Origin of the sequence: Rhizobium sp. 57MFTsu3.2, from assembly GCF_012932765.1 — a bacterium.
GTDB classification, from domain to species: Bacteria; Pseudomonadota; Alphaproteobacteria; order Rhizobiales; family Rhizobiaceae; genus Rhizobium; species Rhizobium altiplani.
Map to the genome: position 1 here is coordinate 402940 of NZ_JDWI01000001.1, position 17956 is coordinate 420895.

Consider the following 17956-nt stretch of genomic DNA (forward strand, 5'->3'; position numbering starts at 1 on the left):
CCGATGACCTATGATCCCGCCAGTTCAAATCCGCTTGCCAACAATCCGCTGAAGACGCGCGAGGACATGTCGCGCGCGCTTCGCGACCTCTTCGATCCGCTGCTCCCCTATTTCTCGGCCGGCAATGCCCGCGTCCGCCTTGACGGCGCAGCTGCGCATTTCGACCGCGCGGCAGCGGATCTCGAAGGCTTTGCGCGGCCGCTCTGGGGATTGGCGCCGTTTGGCGCCGGTGGCGGCGACTTTGCCGAATGGCATCGTATTGCCGAGGGTATCGCCAACGGTACGGACCCAAAGCATCCGGAATATTGGGGCACGGTCAACGGCCGAGACCAGCGCATGGTCGAGCTTGCGGCGCTCGGATTTGCCTTGGCGCTTGTGCCGGAGAAGGTCTGGGAGCCGCTTGGCGGCCGGGCGCGCGACAACGTGGTCGCCTATCTCAAGCATGCCCGGCAATTCGACTACGCCGATAACAACTGGAAATTCTTCCGCATCTTCGTCGACATCGCGCTCGACTGCGTCGGCGCCAATTTCGACCGGAGCCTGACCAAGCAGTATCTCGAGGAGCTTGAGGGCTTCTATCTCGGCGACGGCTGGTACCGCGACGGCAATGTTCGCCGGATCGACCATTACATTCCGTTCGCCATGCACTTCTATGGGCTGATCTATTCCAAGCTCGTCGATGACGACTACGCACAGCGTTACCGAGAACGCGCTCTCCTCTTTGCAAACGACTTCAAGCATTGGTTCGGCTCGGATGGCGCGACGATTCCCTTCGGCCGCAGCCTGACTTACCGCTTCGCCTGCGCCGGCTTCTGGTCGGCCCTCGCCTTCGCCAATCTTGAAGCGCTGCCCTGGGGCGAAATCAAGAGCCTTTGCCTGCAGCACCTGCGCTGGTGGAAGGACAAGCCGATGACCGACCGCGACGGCATTCTGTCGATCGGCTTCGGCTATCCCAACCTGCTGATGTCGGAAAATTACAATTCGGCTGGTTCGCCCTACTGGGCGTTCAAGGCGTTCCTGCCGCTGGCCCTGGCCGAAGATCACCCTTTCTGGACGGCTGAGGAAAGGCCGCCTTTGGAAACTGTAAGCGTCCTGCCGCAACGCCATCCCGGTATGGTGCTCATGCGCAATGGCGGCGACGTCGTCGCGCTGTCCTCTGGCCAGGAGAACCTGCAGATGCGGTTCGGCACGGAGAAATACGCGAAGTTCGCCTATTCCAGCCGCTACGGTTTCAGCGTCGAATCCGACGAGCGCAACTTCGCCGGCGCGGCCTTCGATTCCGCCCTCGCCTTCAGTGATGATGGCCTGCACTACCGCGTTCGCGAGACCAACCGCGAAGCCAAGCTTGCGGGTGATGTTCTTTATTCCAAGTGGTCGCCATTCCGGGATGTGGATGTCGAAACCTGGCTGGTGCCGGCGGCGCCATGGCACATCCGCGTCCACCGCATCAACACGCCCCGGCCGCTGCAGACGGCGGAGGGTGGCTTTGCGATCGCACGCCGGGATTTCGAGCTCGATACGCTTTTCGCGAATGGCTCAAGCGCCTATGCGATCGGCGAAGCCGATTTCAGCGGGATCACCGATATCGGCTCCCTGACGCCGCGCGCCGGTCTCACGCAGAAGGCTCCGCCGAATACCAACATGATCGTTGCGAAAACGCTGGTGCCGCAACTGCGTGGTGAAATTCCGGCAGGCCAAACGATCCTGATGACCGCCGTCCTCGCCGCCAACGACGCGGGCACTGTAACCGGCGCTTGGACCACTCCCCCAAAGGCTCCTGACGTTGCGGAGCTTGAAGCGCTTGTTGCGAGCGCGGGCATCAGGGTCAGCGCCATCGAGGCGCCAGGGCAGATGCCATGAAGCGCCCCTCCATCGCACTTGCGATGCAGCCTTCGCGAACGGAGCATGTCCTCACCGCGGAGGCCCTGCACCGGCTTGCCGAGATCGGCCAACTTCTCGATCCTCAACCGCTCCGGAGTTTTAGCGACGATCGCGCCCGGCGCATTCTCGCCGAGACTGACATTCTCATCACGGGTTGGGGATCGCCCTATGTCGGGCGCGAGGTAGTTGCGGCGGCCCCACGGCTGCGCCTGATCGCCCATGCGGCCGGAACAGTTAAGGGAATTGTCGACGAGCAGATCTTCGATGCCGGCATAGCCGTGACGCACGCCGCCGAGGCAAATTCGGTTCCCGTTGCGGAGTTCACGCTTGCGGCAATCATCTTCGCCGGCAAGCAGGTATTTCGCTTCCGCGACCTCTATCTGGCGGATCGCAATCGCGACCGGACGCACCCGATGCAACGGTTGGCGATCGGCAACTATCATCGCACGGTCGGCATCATCGGCGCCTCACGCATCGGCCGACGAGTGATCGAGCTCTTGCGACCGTTCGAATATCGCGTCCTTCTTTTCGACCCCACCGTCGATGCGATCGAGGCAATCAGCCTCGGAACCGAGAAGGCAGATCTGCCGACACTGATGACGCAGTCCGACATCGTCTCCGTGCACGCACCGTCGCTGCCATCGACGCGCCATATGATCGGGGCCCGGGAGCTGTCGCTGATGAAAGAAGGAGCGACGCTGATCAATACGGCGCGTGGCGCCTTGATCGACGAAGCCGCGCTGCTGGAGACGCTCAGCACCGGGCGGATCGACGCGATCATCGACGTAACGGATCCTGAAGTCCCGGAGACGGCATCGGCCTTCTATGACCTGCCGAATGTGTTCCTGACGCCGCATATCGCCGGCGCGGTAGGGCTGGAGCGCGGGCGGCTCGGGGATATGGCAGTCGATGAAATAGAGCGGTTCACCAAAGGCGAACCGCTCCTCTATCAGATCCTGCGTCGCGACCTCGCCCTGATTGCTTAGCCGGCTTTCAGATTCGTCGAAGCGCCGCCCGCGACGATCTCAGGCATCAGGTCGGCGATCTTGACAACCTTGCCGCTGCGCGAGCTCGTCAGAGCAGCAATGCCGCACAGCACGGACATGGCGCCGGCGCGCGTCCCGGCACGCTGACCAAGCTTGTCTTCCATGCCCTGCTTGAAGATCATGTTGCGCATCCGGTCGTCGCCGCCGTAGTGGCCGCCCGAAGAATGCGGCACGACGATGCGTTCGACGGCCGGCTTGTCCTTCGGGAAATTGCGGACGAGCAGGATCGTGTCCTCGTCAGGCGTCTCCCATGGCTGCTTCTCGTATTGCCTGAGTTCGATACGCCCATGCGTGCCGTTGAAGGCGATGTGGTGACCTTCGATCGGCTGGAAGGTGTTCAGCGAGTAGGAAACGTGGACGTCGTTCTTGTAGCGGATGCTGACGACCATGGTGTCGGGGATGTCGATATCCTCGCGATAGACGCAGCCGTCTCGGAAGTAGCCGTCAATCTTCGACGGATCCTCGTAGAGCGTGTCGAGGAAGGGATCGGCCTCGAGGTCGAGGAAGTAGTCGCACTCACCCGAATGCGGACAGAGCTTGCAGCGTGGACCACGGAAGGGGCCCTTGCGCCCGTAGTTCTGCAGGTCGGCAAAGGAGGTGACGGCATCCGGATCGCTATCCAGATACCAGTTCAAAAGGTCGAAGTGGTGGGTCGCCTTGTGCACGAAGAGGCTGCCGGAATTTTCCGTGTAGGCGTGCCAGCGGCGGAAGTAGTCCGCACCGTGCTTGGTGTCGAGGTACCAGTGGAAGTCGACCGAAGTGACGCGGCCGATCTCGCCGGCGTTCAGCAGTTCCTTGATCCTGGCGGCCGTCGGCGAATAGCGATAATTGAACGAGACATCCACCCGCTTGCCGCTGCGCTTCTCCGCATCGAGGATACGGCGGATTTTGTCGACCGCTGTGGTCATCGGCTTTTCGGTGATGACGTCGATGCCCGCTTCCAGCGCGCGCACGACGATATCGTCATGCGTATAGTCGGGCGTGCAGACGATGACGAGATCGACCTGCTGCTCGGCGAGCATGGCATCGATGTTTTCGTAGATCGGCGCATTGCTGCCGATCATCGTGCGGGCTCGCTCGGCCCGCAGCGAGTTGGTATCCACGATCGCGACGAGATCCACATGCTCGCGCCAGCCGGCAAGCAGTTCCTTGCCCCACATGGTGGTGCCGCGGTTTCCCGTTCCAATCAAGGCAAAGCGACGTTTCTCCATCGAATGATCCTCCTCATGCGTATGAAACGAACAGCGTCCTGACGCCTGGCCGACAAAAACCGCGCCCCCCTCGCGGCTCATGGCAAGGCTGTAACTAAACGGTTACCTGACGGCAGAGATGGTTTCCTGTCAATAGCCGATCTCGAATTTCGCGGATCAGGCAGAAATCGATGCGAGGGTCACGTGGACGATGTGGCGTTCCCAGGCATCGAGATTGCCGGGCTCGACCAGGTCGCGGCCGAAAATCGTCGAAAGCGTGTACTGATTGGACAGGTAGAAATATCCGAGCGAGGCAATCGTCAGATAGACATTGAGCGGATCGGCGTTTGCGATGAAGACACCGGCCTTCTTGCCGCGCTCCAGCACGTCGGAGAGTTCTCCAATCAGATGCGAATGCAGCTCCTTGAGCCGGACGGATTGGCGCAGCCAGCGCGCGCGGTGAAGGTTCTCGGTCCCGAGCAGGCTGAGGAATTCGGGATGCTTCAGAAAATACCGCCAGGTAAACAGCGCCAGTTCGCCAATGCCTTCCTGCGGCGTCCGGTCGCCGATATGCAGCTCGCGCTCGGCGGTGCGGATACCAACATAGGCCTCCTCGAGCACCCTGAGATACAGCTGCTCCTTGTCGCCGAAGTAATGGTAGAGCATCCGCTTGTTTGTCCCGGCACGCTCGGCGATGGCATCGACACGAGCCCCGCCCATGCCGTTCTCGGCGAATTCCTTGGTCGCGGCCTCGAGGATTGCTGCACGAGTCCGTTCCGGATCGCGTTGCAGTACACGCTCGGGCGATTGCCGCCTTACTCTCTTCTTTTCCCCATTTCCGCTGGCGCCTTCCATCGGCTCACCTTTCTAATTTCCCCATTGCGCTCATAATACGTTGAGAACAGATTGTAAAAACGAGAAGCGAGAGGAGGGCTATCACATCAGCGCTTGACAGCCTCAACGCTTCTCCATAGCTTGTAACCAATTAGTTATTTGTTGCAAGAGAAACCAGCAAGGAGCGTGTGGAGGCGCTCCCCAAGGGAGGAGGAGAACAGATGACACTACGCGTAAGCAGACGTAACTTCATGGCGGGGGGAGCAACGCTTCTTTCACTGTCGGCACTGGGATCCAAGGCTTTTGCCGCCGACACCCGCTTGCGGCTTCTATGGTGGGGTTCGCAGCCCCGCGCCGACCGCACCAACAAGGTCTCGCAACTCTATCAGACAAAGAATGCGGGAACGTCGATCACCGGTGAATTCCTCGGATGGGGCGACTATTGGCCACGCCTGGCGACGCAGGTCGCCGGCCGCAATGCGCCCGACGTCATCCAGATGGACTACCGCTATATCGTTGAATATGCGCGGCGCGGCGCGCTCGCCCCGCTCGAGTCCTACATGCCGTCGAAGCTCAATCTTGGCGATTTCGACCCGGCGCAGATCGAGGGCGGCAGCGTTGACGGGCACTTCTACGGCGTCAGCCTCGGCGCCAACGCCGCAGCGACCGTTCTGAACACCACCGCGTTCCAGGAAGCTGGCGTCGATCTGCCGACGCAGGCAACCACCTGGGAAGAGTTTGGCAAGATCGGTGCCGAGATTACCAAGGCCGGCAAGCGCAAGGGCTTCTTCGGCTTTGCCGACGGCAGTGGCAACGAACCGCTCTTGGAAAACTATCTCAGACAGCGCGGCAAGGCACTCTACACGGCCGATTCCAAGGTCGCCTTCGGCGCAGAGGACGCTTCTGAATGGTTCGACATGTGGAGCAAGTTCCGCGAAGCGAACGCCTGCGTGCCACCTGATGTCCAGGCGCTCTACAAGGATACGATCGACACTAGCCCGGTCACGCTCGGCAAGGCTGCTGCCGACTACGCGCACAGTAACCAGTTCGTCGGCTTCCAGGCCGTCAGCAAGGACAAGCTGGCGCTGAACAACTATCCGCGCATTAAGTCGGATTCGAAGGGCGGCCACTACCGCAAGCCGTCGATGTTCTTCTCCGTATCCTCGCAGTCGAAGGTGATCGACCAAGCTGTCGACTACGTCAACTTCTTCGTCACCAACCCCGATGCCGCTCTCGCGCTCGACGTCGAACGCGGTATTCCGGAATCGAAGGCGATGCGCGACGTCGTGGCTGCCAAGCTTGATGCAACAGGCAAGATCGCGCTCGACTATGTCAGCGGCCTTGGTGACCTTGCCGGCAAGTTGCCGCCGCCGCCGCCCTCCGGTGCCGGTGAAGGCCAGGTCGTGCTTCGCACGATCGCAGAGCAGATTGCCTTCGGCCAGCTTTCGCCGAGCGACGGTGGCAAGCAGTTGGTCGACGAACTCAGCCGCATTCTCGCCAAAGGCTGACGCGGATGAGTGATGTGATGCGCACGACCGCCCCGGACGGTATCAAGAGTGAATATGGGGCGGCAGCCCAGGGGCGTTTCAAACGCCTCTGGACCGCCAACGCCCCAGGCTATCTCTTCCTTTTGCCGTGGCTGATCGGCTTCTTCGGGCTGACGCTCGGACCGGCCGTCATCTCGCTCTACCTCTCGTTCACGGATTTCGACATGATCCGGTCGGCCGAGTGGGTGGGCGCGGCAAACTACGTGCGCATCGCAACCGCCGACCCGAAATTTGCCGCAGCGATGCGGGTCACGCTGACTTATGTGGTGCTGTCGGTGCCCTTCAAGCTGACCTTCGCGCTATTGGTCGCAATGGCCCTTAACAAGGGCGTTCGCGGCCTGCCGCTCTACCGCGCGATCTTCTATCTGCCGTCGTTGTTGGGCGGCAGCGTGGCGATCGCCGTCCTCTGGCGGCAGCTGTTTGCCGGCGACGGACTGGTCAATGCCGCACTTGCCCACTTGGGCATCCAGGGACCGAGCTGGATCTCGCATCCGAGCTACTCGCTCTACACGCTCGTGGCACTCAGCGTCTGGCAGTTCGGCTCTCCGATGATCATCTTCCTGGCTGGTCTGCGGCAGATTCCGACCGACATGTATGAGGCGGCCAGCCTCGACGGAGCATCCAAGTTCCGGCAGTTCTACAAGATCACCCTGCCGCTCCTGACGCCTGTCATCTTCTTCAATGCCGTCGTCCAGACGATCGACGCCTTCAAGGCCTTCACGCCGGCCTTCATCATCTCGGGTGGGACGGGCGGGCCGATCAATTCGACGCTGTTCTACACGCTCTATCTCTATCAGGAGGCTTTCGGAAATTTCCGCATGGGCTACGCCTCGGCGCTTGCCTGGATCCTCGTGCTGATCATCGCGATCTTCACTGCCTTCTCCTTCCTGACCTCGCGTTATTGGGTGCACTACGATGACTAACGGGATCACCACTGCTGTCACGGCGCCGCCGTCTGATATCACCAAGCGCAGCTTTCCGACGTCAATCGCGATCCACACGCTGCTGATCCTTGGTTCGCTGCTGATGCTCTATCCGCTGCTGTGGATGGTGTCCGCTTCGGTCCGCCCAGAAAACGAGATCTTCTCGTCTACGTCGCTTATTCCGTCGTCGATCGACTTCTCGTCCTACCTGCGCGGCTGGATCGGGCTCGACATCACTTTCGGCCGCTTCTTCTGGAACTCGCTCGTCATCTCGATTTTGACAGTCATCGGCAATGTCGTTGCCTGCTCGCTGGCAGCCTATGCCTTTGCACGCCTGCGCTTTGCCGGCCGGAACTTCTGGTTTGCGATCATGCTCGGCACGCTGATGATCCCGTATCACGTGACGCTCATTCCGCAGTATGTGCTGTTCCTCAACCTCGGGTGGGTGAACACCATCCTGCCGCTTGTCGTGCCGAAGTTCCTGGCAAGCGATGCCTTCTTCATCTTCCTGATGGTTCAGTTCTTCCGCGGTATCCCGCGCGAGCTCGATGAGGCCGCCATGATGGACGGCTGCAGCGCCTGGCGCATCTATTGGAAGATCATGCTGCCGCTGTCGCTGCCGGTGCTTGCGACCGCCGCGATCTTCTCCTTCATCTGGACCTGGGACGACTTCTTCGGGCCATTGATCTACCTCAACGATATGAACACCTACACGATCCAGCTCGGTCTGCGCACATTCGTCGACTCGACCAGCGCATCGGATTGGGGCGGCCTGTTCGCCATGTCCACGCTGACGCTGGTGCCGGTGTTCTTCTTCTTCCTATTCTTCCAGCGCCTGCTGATCGAGGGCATCGCCACGACCGGCATGAAGCGCTGATGCAATTACGGACATAGGTCAATGAGTATCAAGCGAGTTGCGATCGTCGGCTGCGGCATCGGCCGTTCACACATCGTCGAAGGCTACCTGCCGCATCCCGACAAGTTCAAGGTCGTGGCGATCTGCGACCTGAACGAGGAACGCCTGCGGGAAATCGGCGACGAATTCGACATCGCCAAGCGCACGACCTCGTTTGCCGATGTGCTTGATGACGCGAGTGTCGACATCGTCGATATCTGCACTCCGCCCGGCATTCACCTTGAGCAGGTGGTGGCAGCTCTCGCCGCCGGCAAGCACGTCATCTGCGAGAAGCCGCTAACCGGATCGCTTTCCGGCGTCGACACGATCATGGAGGCGGAGAAGACGGCCAAGGGCACGCTGATGCCGATCTTCCAGTATCGCTACGGCGACGGCATCGAGAAGGCGAAGCGGATCATCGAGGCGGGTATCGCGGGCAGGCCTTATCTGGGCTCGGTGGAGACTTTCTGGCGCCGAATGCCCGAATATTACTCCGTGCCCTGGCGCGGCAAATGGGCGACAGAGCTTGGGGGCGTGTTGGTAACCCATGCGCTGCACCTGCACGATATGCTGTTGCATCTGATGGGGCCGGTATCGAAGGTGTTCGGTCGCGTTGCAACTCGCGTCAACGACATCGAGGTCGAGGACTGTGCGTCGGCAAGCCTATTGATGCAGAGCGGCGCCTTCGTGTCTCTCTCCTGCACGCTGGGCTCCCAGGAGGAGATCAGCCGTTTGCGGCTGCACTTTGAAAACGTCACCTTCGAAAGCAATCATGAACCTTACTCGCCAGGCAAAGATCCATGGAAGATCATCGCCGCGAATGACGATGTGCAGGCGCGCATCAATGCCATCATCGGTCATTGGCGACCGGTCGCGCCGCGCTTTACCACGCAGATGGAGCATTTCCACGCCTTTCTCAGCGGCAATGGACCGCTGCCGGTGACAACAGGGGACGCGCGCCGCGCGCTGGAACTCGTGACCGCCATCTACCAATCGTCCGATACCGGCAGCGAAGTCATCCTGCCAATCGGATCGGACAGCCCGAAGTACGCCGACTGGCGTGCTCGCACGAAATAATGGACCAGGGAGGATCCTGAGATCATGGCAACAAGCGTCGTTCTCCAGAAGGTCGAGAAGCGGTACGGCTCCCTGGACGTCATTCACGGTATCGACCTGAAGATCGATCCCGGCGAGTTCGCGGTCTTCGTCGGCCCGTCAGGCTGTGGCAAGTCCACCCTGCTGCGCATGATCGCGGGGCTCGAGGAGATTAGCGGCGGCGCACTTCTGCTCGACAACGAGCGGATGAATGAAGTGGCGCCGGCCAAGCGCGGCATCGCGATGGTCTTCCAGTCGTATGCCCTCTATCCCCATATGTCGGTTTACAAGAACCTTGCCTTTGGATTGGAGACTGCTGGCTACAAGAAAGCCGAAATCCAGCCGAAGGTGAAGCGCGCCGCCGAAATCCTGCAGATCGAAAAGCTGTTGGAGCGCAAGCCGAAGGCACTCTCCGGCGGCCAACGCCAGCGCGTGGCGATCGGCCGCGCGATCGTCCGCGAGCCGCGCATCTTCCTATTCGACGAACCGCTCTCCAACCTCGACGCGGAACTGCGCGTGCAGATGCGTGTGGAGATTTCCCGGCTGCACCGCAGCCTCGGCAACACGATGATCTACGTCACCCACGATCAGGTGGAAGCCATGACCATGGCCGACAAGATCGTCGTGCTGAACGCTGGCCGCATCGAGCAGGTCGGTGCACCGCTCGATCTCTACAACAATCCGGCCAACCGTTTCGTGGCAGGCTTTATCGGCAGCCCGAAGATGAACTTCCTGCAGGCGCGCGTCGAGCAGGTCGGCGAAGCCGAGACGACCATCAACGTCTGCGGCAATTCCGTTCGCCTGCCGCGCAGGCTCAACGCCGAGGCCGGACAAACCGTCACTTTCGGCATCCGCCCGGAGCATCTCTCCGTGCTTGAAAACAGCGGTATCACGCTCGCGACCGTCAACGTGGATCTTGTCGAGAACCTCGGCGGCGCGACGATGCTCTATGCAACGACGCCGGATGGGCAGCAACTGACGATCGCGCTCGACGGGCAGCAGAAGGTCGAACGGGGGACGAACGTGAAGGCCTCGTTCGACCCGGCGCGGTGTCACGTCTTCGACGCCTCGGGTGCTACCATCTAGCACGCTTGACAGCCGATCCCGCTCTGGCCATGATTTCAATAGGATAGGCCGCGAGGGGAGACTAGCGTGACGCCTGAAGATCGGATTTATGCACTCGGCATCTGGCAGGGTCCGATCGAGATTGAGCCTATCACCGGCGGCATCACCAACCGGAATTATCTGGTGCGGGATCGCGCGGTTCGCCGTGTCGTTCGGCTCGGAGAAGACATTCCCGTTCATCACATCAGCCGGCAAAACGAGCTTGCCGCCAGCCACGCCGCACACGCAGCCGGGCTTTCGCCGGCCGTAATCCATCATCAGCCCGGCGTACTGGTCCTTGATTTCATCGAAGCCAGGGCGCTGACACCCGACGACATAAAGAATCCCGCAATGCTCAAGCGCGTGGTGCCGCTCGTGCACGCTTGTCATCGGGAGATCGCCCGACACTTCCGCGGCCCCGCCGCAATCTTCTGGGTGTTTCACGTCATTCGAGATTATGCGGCGCATCTCGATGCCACCGGCAGCACCTATGTTGCGCGCCTGCCAGCCGTGCTTGAAAAAGCGGAGCGGCTCGAGAACGCGGCCGGTCCCTTTGACATAGCCTTCGGCCACAACGATCTACTTGCGGCAAACTTCCTCGATGACGGCAAGCGCCTCTGGCTGATCGATTGGGACTATGCCGGCTTCAATACACCGCTCTTCGATCTCGGGGGGCTCGCCTCCAACAACCAGCTTGGCGAGGAGGACGAACACCAAATGCTGGAGATCTACTTCGGTCAGGCAGTGACGAGCGATCTCCGGTACCGCTACACGGCGATGAAATGCGCTTCGCTGCTGCGTGAGACGCTGTGGAGCATGGTCTCCGAGATCCATTCCACCATCGATTTCGACTATGCCGGCTATACGGCCGAGAATCTTGCGCGCTTCGAGCGCGCCTACGACCTTTTTGAACAGGATCGATAATATGACGAAGGAATTGCCAAAGACCGCCAAGGCGGTCGTCATCGGCGGCGGCATCATCGGCTGCTCGACGGCCTACCATCTCGGCAAGCTCGGTTGGACGGACACGGTTCTCCTCGAGCGCAAGAAGCTGACCTCGGGTACGACCTTTCATGCCGCCGGCCTCGTCGGCCAGCTGCGCACCAGCGCCAACATCACCCAGCTGCTCGGCTATTCCGTCGATCTCTACAAGAAACTGGAAGCCGAGACGGGGTTGGGCACCGGCTGGAAAATGAATGGCGGTCTCAGGCTTGCCTGCAACGAGGAACGCTGGACCGAAGTCAAACGGCAGGCGACAACGGCGCAATCCTTTGGGCTCGATATGCAGCTGCTGACACCGCAAGAGGCTTTCGACCTCTGGCCGCTGATGACGATAGACGACCTCGTCGGCGCCGCCTACCTGCCGACCGATGGCCAGGCCAATCCGTCCGATATCACGCAGGCGCTTGCCAAGGGCGCACGCATGTCGGGCGTCTCGACATTCGAGGATACCGAGGTTCTCGATCTCGAGATAGACAAGGGCCGGATCCGCGCCGTGATCACCGAGCACGGGCGGATCGAGTGCGAGCGCGTCGTTGTATGCGCTGGCCAGTGGACGCGATCCTTTGCTGCGCGCTTCGGCGTCAACGTGCCGCTCGTCTCCGTCGAGCACCAATATATCATCACCGAATCCTTCGGCGTTCCGTCGAACCTGCCGACGCTGCGCGATCCGGACCGGCTGACCTATTACAAGGAAGAAGTCGGCGGCATCGTCATGGGCGGATATGAGCCGAACCCTATCCCCTGGGCGGTGAAGGGCATTCCCGAGGGTTTCCACTACACCCTGCTCGACAGCAATTTCGACCATTTCGAGCAGATCATGGAGCAGGCGCTTGGCCGCGTTCCGGCGCTCGAGTCTGTCGGTGTCAAGCAGCTGCTGAACGGACCGGAGAGCTTTACGCCTGATGGCAACTTCATTCTCGGCGAGGCCCCGGAGCTGAAGAATTTCTTCGTCGGTGCCGGCTTCAATGCCTTTGGCATCGCATCCGGCGGTGGTGCCGGCATGGCGCTGGCCGAATGGGTCGCCAGGGGCGAGCCGCCCTACGATCTCTGGCCGGTCGATCTCCGCCGCTTCGGCAGGCCGCATTTCGATACCGACTGGGTGCGAACCCGCACGCTCGAGGCCTATGGCAAGCATTACACGCTGGCCTTCCCCTTCGAGGAATATTCGAGCGGCCGGCCGTGCCGCAAATCGCCGCTCTACGACCGGCTCAAGGCACAGGGCGCCTGCTTCGGCGAAAAGCTTGGCTGGGAAAGGCCAAACTGGTTTGCCGATCTCTTCGCCAACGAGGAACCGAAGGATGTCTACACCTATGGCCGCCAGAACTGGTATGATGCCGTCGGCCGCGAGCACGAGGCTGTGCGCGAGGCCGCCGTCATCTTCGACCAGACCTCCTTCGCCAAGTTCGTGCTGAAGGGGCGCGATGCCGAGGCGGCGCTGTCGTGGATCGCCTCCAACGATGTTGCCAAACCGATCGGATCGCTGATTTACACGCAGATGCTGAACGACAAGGGCGGCATCGAATGCGACCTGACCTGTGCGCGCATCGCCAACGACGAATACTACATCGTCACCGGCACTGGCTTTGCGACCCACGATTTCGATTGGATAGCGCGCAGTATTCCGAGCGGAATGCATGCGGAACTTGTCGATGTCACCTCAGCCTACTCCGTGCTGTCTCTGATGGGGCCGAATGCGCGCGCAGTGTTGGAGAAGGTGACCAGCAGCGATGTTTCCAACGCGGCGTTCCCGTTCGGCCGCGTCAAGACGATCGGCATTGCGGGCTGCCCGGTCCGGGCGCTGCGCATCACCTATGTCGGCGAACTCGGCTACGAACTTCATATGCCGATTGAATATGCGACGACCGTTTATGATGCGCTGATGGCGGCGGGCGGTCCGCTACAGCTTGTCAATGCCGGCTATCGCGCCATCGAGAGCTGCCGTCTTGAGAAGGGCTATCGCGCCTGGGGCTCGGATATCGGTCCGGATCATACACCTGTTGAAGCCGGGCTTGGCTGGGCCGTGAAGACGAGGAAGAACACGCCGTTTCGTGGCCGCGAGGCGATCGAACGGCAGCTCGCGTCGGGCGTCAAGAAGATGCTCGCCTGCTTCGTGCCCGAGGATCCCGATATCGTGCTGCTTGGCCGCGAGACCATCTATCGCGACGGCAAGCGTGTGGGTTGGCTTTCCAGCGGCGGCTTCGGCTACACGATCGGGAAGCCGATCGGCTACGGCTATGTGCGCAACCCGGGCGGTGTGAGCGAAGACTTCGTGCTGTCCGGTAGCTACGAACTCGACGTGGCGCGCGAGCGCGTGCCCTGTCAGGTCTCGCTGAAACCGCTTTACGATCCCGATATGGCGCGCGTGAAGGGATAGGCACTGAGCCCAGGCCGTCGTTCCTGTGCTTGTCACAGGAATCCAGCCACCGGCCGGCGCGGTGAATGACCATAACTCGTGGAAAAGAATCTCCTGCGCCCAAGGACTTGGGCGCTGGATCCCTGTGACAAGCACAGGGATGACGGGTTATGGGAGGGCAACGCGCTAAAACCCAGCCCTCGCCACAGATGGAAGGGCCTCGAAAATCCATACTGCGACGGCCCGCACCGTCGCAGCACCCTTCCTTAGAACAGCGGCAGCTTGTTGTCCTGGATCAGGATCTCAAGCTTGTTCGCCACATCCTCGGTCCAGCCGATATTGCCAGTCAGCGCCGCCGGGAAAAGGCCCGCCAGCCCGAACAGGGCTTTCGACACCGCGCCGCCATTGCGCGGCACGTCGGCCAGGAGCGCAGCAATTTCCCCCGCGCGCGGGTCGCGCAATTCGTAGCGTTCGCCATCCCGGTTAACGCCAAGGACATAGCGCATCCAGGCAGCCACTGCGATCGCATAGGTTTCCGCCTTGCTGCCGTTCGCCAAGGCTTCGGCGGCCGGCTCGAGGAGGCGCTGCGGCAGCTTCTGCGTGCCGTCCATGGCGATCTGATAGGTGCGGTGGGCAATCGCCTTGTTCGCAAAGCGCGCTATCAACTCGTCGGCATAGACTTCAAGATCGATACCGGGCACGGGATCGAGCGTGGCGGCGGCCGCGTTCATGTGGCGGCGCGCAAGCGCCGCAAGGCCGACGTCATCCATGACGTCGCGGATAAATTCATAGCCGCCTATGTAACCGAGATAGGCGAGCAGCGAGTGCGCGCCGTTCAGCATCCGCAGCTTCATCTTTTCGTAAGCGGAGACTTCCTCGACCATCAGCGCGCCGGCCTTTTCCCACTCCGGACGGCCGTTGGCGAAGTGATCCTCGATCACCCATTGCGTGAAGGGTTCGGTCTCGATCGCCACCAGATCCTGCCTGCCGGTGAGTCTTTCGGCATCGCGATAGGTGGCATCGGTACTTGCCGGCGTGATGCGATCGACCATGGTCGATGGGAAGGGCACGTTCTTTTCGATCCACTCGCGAAGCTCCGGATCGATGCAAGCGGCGAACTCGAGCACGAGCCGCTTCAGGACGGCGCCGTTGCTCGGCAGGTTATCGCAGCTGAGCGGTGTGAACGGCGCGATACCCTTGGCGCGGCGGCGTGCAAGCCCCTCGACGATGTAGCCGATGACGCCACGGGGCGCATGGCGGTTGGCAAGGTCGGCGGCAATGTCGGGATGCTTCAAGTCCAAGCCGCCGGTCGCGGAATCGAAGCCATAAGCCTTCTCCGTGACCGTCAGACTGACGATCTTGATCGCGGGATCCTCAAGCCGGGCAAGGAGATCGCCGGGATTGCGGGTCGCCACATGCGCGCGCAGGATCGGACCGATGACATTCGCCGTCGTGCCCGATGTATCGCGCACGAGCATCGTATAGAGGCCGTTCTGCTCATTCAGGTGATCGGCGACGTCGGCTGTCCGCAGGCTCGCAACCTCGATGCCCCAATCGCCACCGGCGGCCGCAATCGCGGCATCCGTGAACGGCGCGAAATGGGCGCGAAAGAATGCGCCGGGACCGAGATGCAGGATACCCGGCTTCAACCCGTTGCGATTATAGCCGGGAAGCTTGGCAGTCGGCGCGAGGTCGGAAAGGCTCGTCAGACGTTCGGTCACAGCTTGTATGCCTTCTTCGCATTTCCGTAGGAGAGCTCGCCGGCGACGATCTCGGCTTCCTTGCGAGACATGCGGTGTTCGGTCACGAACTGCGCCAGGAAGCGGCAGACCTCGCGGCGCCAGACATCGTGGCGCGCCGGGATCGACAGAAGCGCGCGCGTATCGTCGTTGAAGCCCGCCAGGTTGGCGAAACCGGCCGTCTCCACCACCTGGTCGAGATAGCGGCGAATGCCGTTCGGGCTGTCGTGGAACCACCAGGGCGGACCGATCATCAGGCAGGACCAATGGCCGGCCATCGGTGCCAGCTCGCGGGCATAGGTCGTCTCGTCGAGAGTGAAGAGGAGCACTCGCAGGCCCGGCGCATTGCCATACTTGGCGAGCATTGCTGAAAGCCCGCCGACCCAATCGGTCGGCGTCGGGATATCCGCGCCCATGTTCGGGCCGCGGGTCTGGAACAGTTCGCGATCGGTGTTGCGGCGCGAGCCGGCATGGATCTGCATCGTCATGCCGTCTTCGGCTGAAAGCCCGGCCATTTCGGTCAGCATCTGGCCGCGGTAAAGTTCCGTTTCCTCGGCGCTCAGCGTCCCCTTGTGCGCCTTGTCGAGCAAGCGCTGCTTGTCAGCCAGCGGCAGGTCGGCCGTGAAGGCCGTCGGCACGCCATGGTCGGTGGCAGTCGCGCCGTACTGGCGGAAATAGGCGCGGCGCTTGCGGTGGGCATCGATCAGCCCATCCCACTTTGTCACGTCGCAATCGGTCAGTTCGCCAAGCCGAACCAGGTTTTCGCGGAAGCCGACGGCATCCGGGTCGGTGACGCTGTCCGGCCGGTAGGTGGTGCGGACGCGGCCGATCCAGCCGTCTTCCGCCATCTTCTGGTGATGCACCAGCGGGTCGAGCGCGCCCTCGGTCGTGGCGATCGTCTCGATACCGAAGCGCTTGTGCAGGGCGCGCGGGCGGAACTCCGGCAGCGCCAGCTGCGCATTGATATGGTCGTAAAGCGCATCCGCATTTTCAGGCGTTAGCGGCTCTTCACAGCCGAGGACGGCCGACATCGCATGATCGACCCAGAGGCTGGAGGGCGTACCGCGGAAGAGATGGTATTGCGCGGCGAAAGCGCGCCAGATGTCACGGCCCTTGGCAACCGGCTTGCCGTCGAGGCGAGGCACGCCGAGATCGTCGAGTTTGACGCCAACGCTGTGCAGCATCCGGAAGAGATAATGGTCCGGAATGACAAGCAGCGAGGACGCATCCTCGAACGGCTTGTCGTCGGCAAACCACGAGGGTTCCGTATGCCCGTGTGGGCTTACGATCGGCAGGGCCCGAACCGTCTCGTAGAGGTCCCGCGCGACCGTGCGGGTTGCCGGATCGGCCGGAAAGAGCCGGTCTGGATGAAGAAAGCCGTTACCAAGATCCATGAGAATTCCTCCCTGAAGGGCTACCGCCCTACCCCACAACGTGGGGCGCGGCAAGGGCTTTTAGTAACCAAACGGTTCACTTTTGCAAATCGCACGTCACCGCCCTCGAAACGATTGACCGCGCGGACTATTTCCGCTTTTCAGATGGCATGACATTGGCCGGTTGCGGCGAGGAGGTTCCATGTCCGAAGAGACGAACCGCATTACAAAGCTCGAGGAAATCGTTGCCCATCAGGCAAAGACGATTGAGGAGCTGTCCGACCAGCTGGCCGAACAATGGAAGGCCGTGGAGCAGACGCGGGCCAAGCTGGACAGGCTGACGGAACGGTTTCTGTCGCTTGAGGAGCAATCGCTGGAAGCGCCGGCGAATACACGGCCGCCGCACTACTGAGCAGGGTGCCGCCCTTGTCTTCGGCTGCCAGAATACCTATTAAAAGGGAGTGAGGACGACCTCCCCCTCTATGGGCATCAACTCGGGACGACCCGAACATTCCCACTAAGGGTAGACCATGCGTAAAACCGCAGACCGTGTCCGTCACGCCATCAGCTTCGAAATCATTGGACTTTCCCTTGTCACGCCGCTCGGCGCGCTGGCCTTCGGCATGCCTATGGCCGATATCGGCGTGATCGGCGTCGCCGGCGCGACGCTCGCGACAGCCTGGAACTATCTCTACAATCTCGGCTTCGACCATCTGATGCAATACCTCACCGGCGGCACGCAAAAGAGTGTTGCGGTCCGCGTCCTGCATGCGGTCATGTTTGAGGTCGGGTTGCTGCTCGCGCTACTGCCGATGATCGCCTGGTACCTCGACATCAGCGTCATCCAGGCGCTGACGATGGATGTGTCCTTCGCGCTTTTCTACGTGGTATACGCGTTCGTTTTCAACTGGGCCTATGATCGCATCTTCCCGCTGCCGGATTGGCAGCTGGGAGGGCAAGCACAGCAAAGCTAA

The 17956-nt window shown here is 61.4% G+C and carries 15 protein-coding genes; 11 read left to right on the forward strand and 4 right to left on the reverse strand.

What is annotated here, in order from left to right:
- The first annotated feature begins 3 nt into the window (after window positions 1-3).
- Window positions 4-1860, forward strand: coding sequence for a DUF2264 domain-containing protein (locus AF71_RS01965; protein WP_169679503.1), 1857 nt, complete (start codon window positions 4-6; stop codon window positions 1858-1860).
- Window positions 1857-2867, forward strand: coding sequence for a hydroxyacid dehydrogenase (locus tag AF71_RS01970; protein ID WP_113488930.1), 1011 nt, complete (start codon window positions 1857-1859; stop codon window positions 2865-2867). Before AF71_RS01965 ends, AF71_RS01970 begins: the two co-directional genes overlap by 4 nt.
- Here AF71_RS01970 and AF71_RS01975 read toward each other — a convergent pair.
- Both AF71_RS01975 and AF71_RS01980 read right to left on the reverse strand, forming a co-directional pair.
- A complete protein-coding gene (locus tag AF71_RS01975) occupies window positions 2864-4138 on the reverse strand; it encodes a Gfo/Idh/MocA family oxidoreductase (RefSeq protein WP_018855350.1) in 1275 nt (424 codons plus the stop codon). The two genes, AF71_RS01970 and AF71_RS01975, sit on opposite strands and share 4 nt — an antisense overlap.
- Before the next feature lie 156 nt (window positions 4139-4294).
- A complete protein-coding gene (locus AF71_RS01980; RefSeq protein WP_169679505.1) occupies window positions 4295-4972 on the reverse strand; it encodes a TetR/AcrR family transcriptional regulator in 678 nt (225 codons plus the stop codon).
- A 200-nt stretch (window positions 4973-5172) separates the two neighbouring features.
- Between AF71_RS01980 and AF71_RS01985 the strand changes: the two genes are divergently transcribed.
- From AF71_RS01985 to AF71_RS02015, 7 genes are all read left to right on the forward strand, one after another.
- Window positions 5173-6459, forward strand: coding sequence for an ABC transporter substrate-binding protein (locus AF71_RS01985; protein WP_025659755.1), 1287 nt, complete (start codon window positions 5173-5175; stop codon window positions 6457-6459).
- 5 nt (window positions 6460-6464) lie between these two features.
- Window positions 6465-7421 carry a sugar ABC transporter permease gene (locus AF71_RS01990; RefSeq protein ID WP_112658130.1) on the forward strand — a complete coding sequence of 319 codons (957 nt, stop codon included), beginning with the start codon at window positions 6465-6467 and terminating at the stop codon, window positions 7419-7421.
- Window positions 7414-8298 (forward strand): carbohydrate ABC transporter permease, encoded by an 885-nt coding sequence (locus AF71_RS01995; protein WP_018855354.1) that lies wholly within the window; start codon window positions 7414-7416, stop codon window positions 8296-8298. The genes AF71_RS01990 and AF71_RS01995 overlap by 8 nt, the downstream gene beginning before the upstream one ends.
- Before the next feature lie 21 nt (window positions 8299-8319).
- Window positions 8320-9393, forward strand: coding sequence for a Gfo/Idh/MocA family oxidoreductase (locus tag AF71_RS02000; RefSeq protein ID WP_018855355.1), 1074 nt, complete (start codon window positions 8320-8322; stop codon window positions 9391-9393).
- 24 nt (window positions 9394-9417) lie between these two features.
- Complete coding sequence (gene ugpC / locus AF71_RS02005; RefSeq protein ID WP_169679507.1) at window positions 9418-10497, forward strand: sn-glycerol-3-phosphate ABC transporter ATP-binding protein UgpC; 1080 nt, start codon at window positions 9418-9420, stop codon at window positions 10495-10497.
- A 66-nt stretch (window positions 10498-10563) separates the two neighbouring features.
- On the forward strand, window positions 10564-11439 hold the full coding sequence (locus AF71_RS02010; protein WP_169679509.1) for a choline/ethanolamine kinase family protein: 876 nt from the start codon (window positions 10564-10566) through the stop codon (window positions 11437-11439).
- Between the two features lies 1 nt (window position 11440).
- Window positions 11441-13891 (forward strand): FAD-dependent oxidoreductase, encoded by a 2451-nt coding sequence (locus AF71_RS02015; RefSeq protein WP_169679511.1) that lies wholly within the window; start codon window positions 11441-11443, stop codon window positions 13889-13891.
- A gap of 245 nt (window positions 13892-14136) precedes the next feature.
- Here the strand turns inward: AF71_RS02015 and AF71_RS02020 are convergent, their stop codons facing one another.
- Window positions 14137-15591, reverse strand: coding sequence for a mannitol dehydrogenase family protein (locus AF71_RS02020; RefSeq protein ID WP_169679513.1), 1455 nt, complete (start codon window positions 15589-15591; stop codon window positions 14137-14139).
- On the reverse strand, window positions 15588-17003 hold the full coding sequence (uxaC, locus tag AF71_RS02025; protein WP_169679515.1) for a glucuronate isomerase: 1416 nt from the start codon (window positions 17001-17003) through the stop codon (window positions 15588-15590). The genes AF71_RS02020 and uxaC overlap by 4 nt, the downstream gene beginning before the upstream one ends.
- Window positions 17004-17184: 181 nt before the next feature.
- Here uxaC and AF71_RS02030 point away from each other — a divergent pair, with 181 nt between their 5' ends.
- A complete protein-coding gene (locus tag AF71_RS02030; protein WP_112658148.1) occupies window positions 17185-17394 on the forward strand; it encodes a SlyX family protein in 210 nt (69 codons plus the stop codon).
- Between the two features lie 118 nt (window positions 17395-17512).
- Window positions 17513-17956, forward strand: a complete 444-nt coding sequence (locus tag AF71_RS02035; protein ID WP_169679517.1) for a PACE efflux transporter — start codon at window positions 17513-17515, stop codon at window positions 17954-17956.

Coding starts and splice junctions, on each gene's coding strand:
- AF71_RS01965 (WP_169679503.1), top strand. CDS start 4: ATGACCTATGATCCCGCCAGTTCAAATCCGCTTGCCAACAATCCGCTG.
- AF71_RS01970 (WP_113488930.1), top strand. CDS start 1,857: ATGAAGCGCCCCTCCATCGCACTTGCGATGCAGCCTTCGCGAACGGAG.
- AF71_RS01975 (WP_018855350.1), bottom strand. CDS start 4,138: ATGGAGAAACGTCGCTTTGCCTTGATTGGAACGGGAAACCGCGGCACC.
- AF71_RS01980 (WP_169679505.1), bottom strand. CDS start 4,972: ATGGAAGGCGCCAGCGGAAATGGGGAAAAGAAGAGAGTAAGGCGGCAA.
- AF71_RS01985 (WP_025659755.1), top strand. CDS start 5,173: ATGACACTACGCGTAAGCAGACGTAACTTCATGGCGGGGGGAGCAACG.
- AF71_RS01990 (WP_112658130.1), top strand. CDS start 6,465: ATGAGTGATGTGATGCGCACGACCGCCCCGGACGGTATCAAGAGTGAA.
- AF71_RS01995 (WP_018855354.1), top strand. CDS start 7,414: ATGACTAACGGGATCACCACTGCTGTCACGGCGCCGCCGTCTGATATC.
- AF71_RS02000 (WP_018855355.1), top strand. CDS start 8,320: ATGAGTATCAAGCGAGTTGCGATCGTCGGCTGCGGCATCGGCCGTTCA.
- ugpC (WP_169679507.1), top strand. CDS start 9,418: ATGGCAACAAGCGTCGTTCTCCAGAAGGTCGAGAAGCGGTACGGCTCC.
- AF71_RS02015 (WP_169679511.1), top strand. CDS start 11,441: ATGACGAAGGAATTGCCAAAGACCGCCAAGGCGGTCGTCATCGGCGGC.
- uxaC (WP_169679515.1), bottom strand. CDS start 17,003: ATGGATCTTGGTAACGGCTTTCTTCATCCAGACCGGCTCTTTCCGGCC.
- AF71_RS02030 (WP_112658148.1), top strand. CDS start 17,185: ATGTCCGAAGAGACGAACCGCATTACAAAGCTCGAGGAAATCGTTGCC.
- AF71_RS02035 (WP_169679517.1), top strand. CDS start 17,513: ATGCGTAAAACCGCAGACCGTGTCCGTCACGCCATCAGCTTCGAAATC.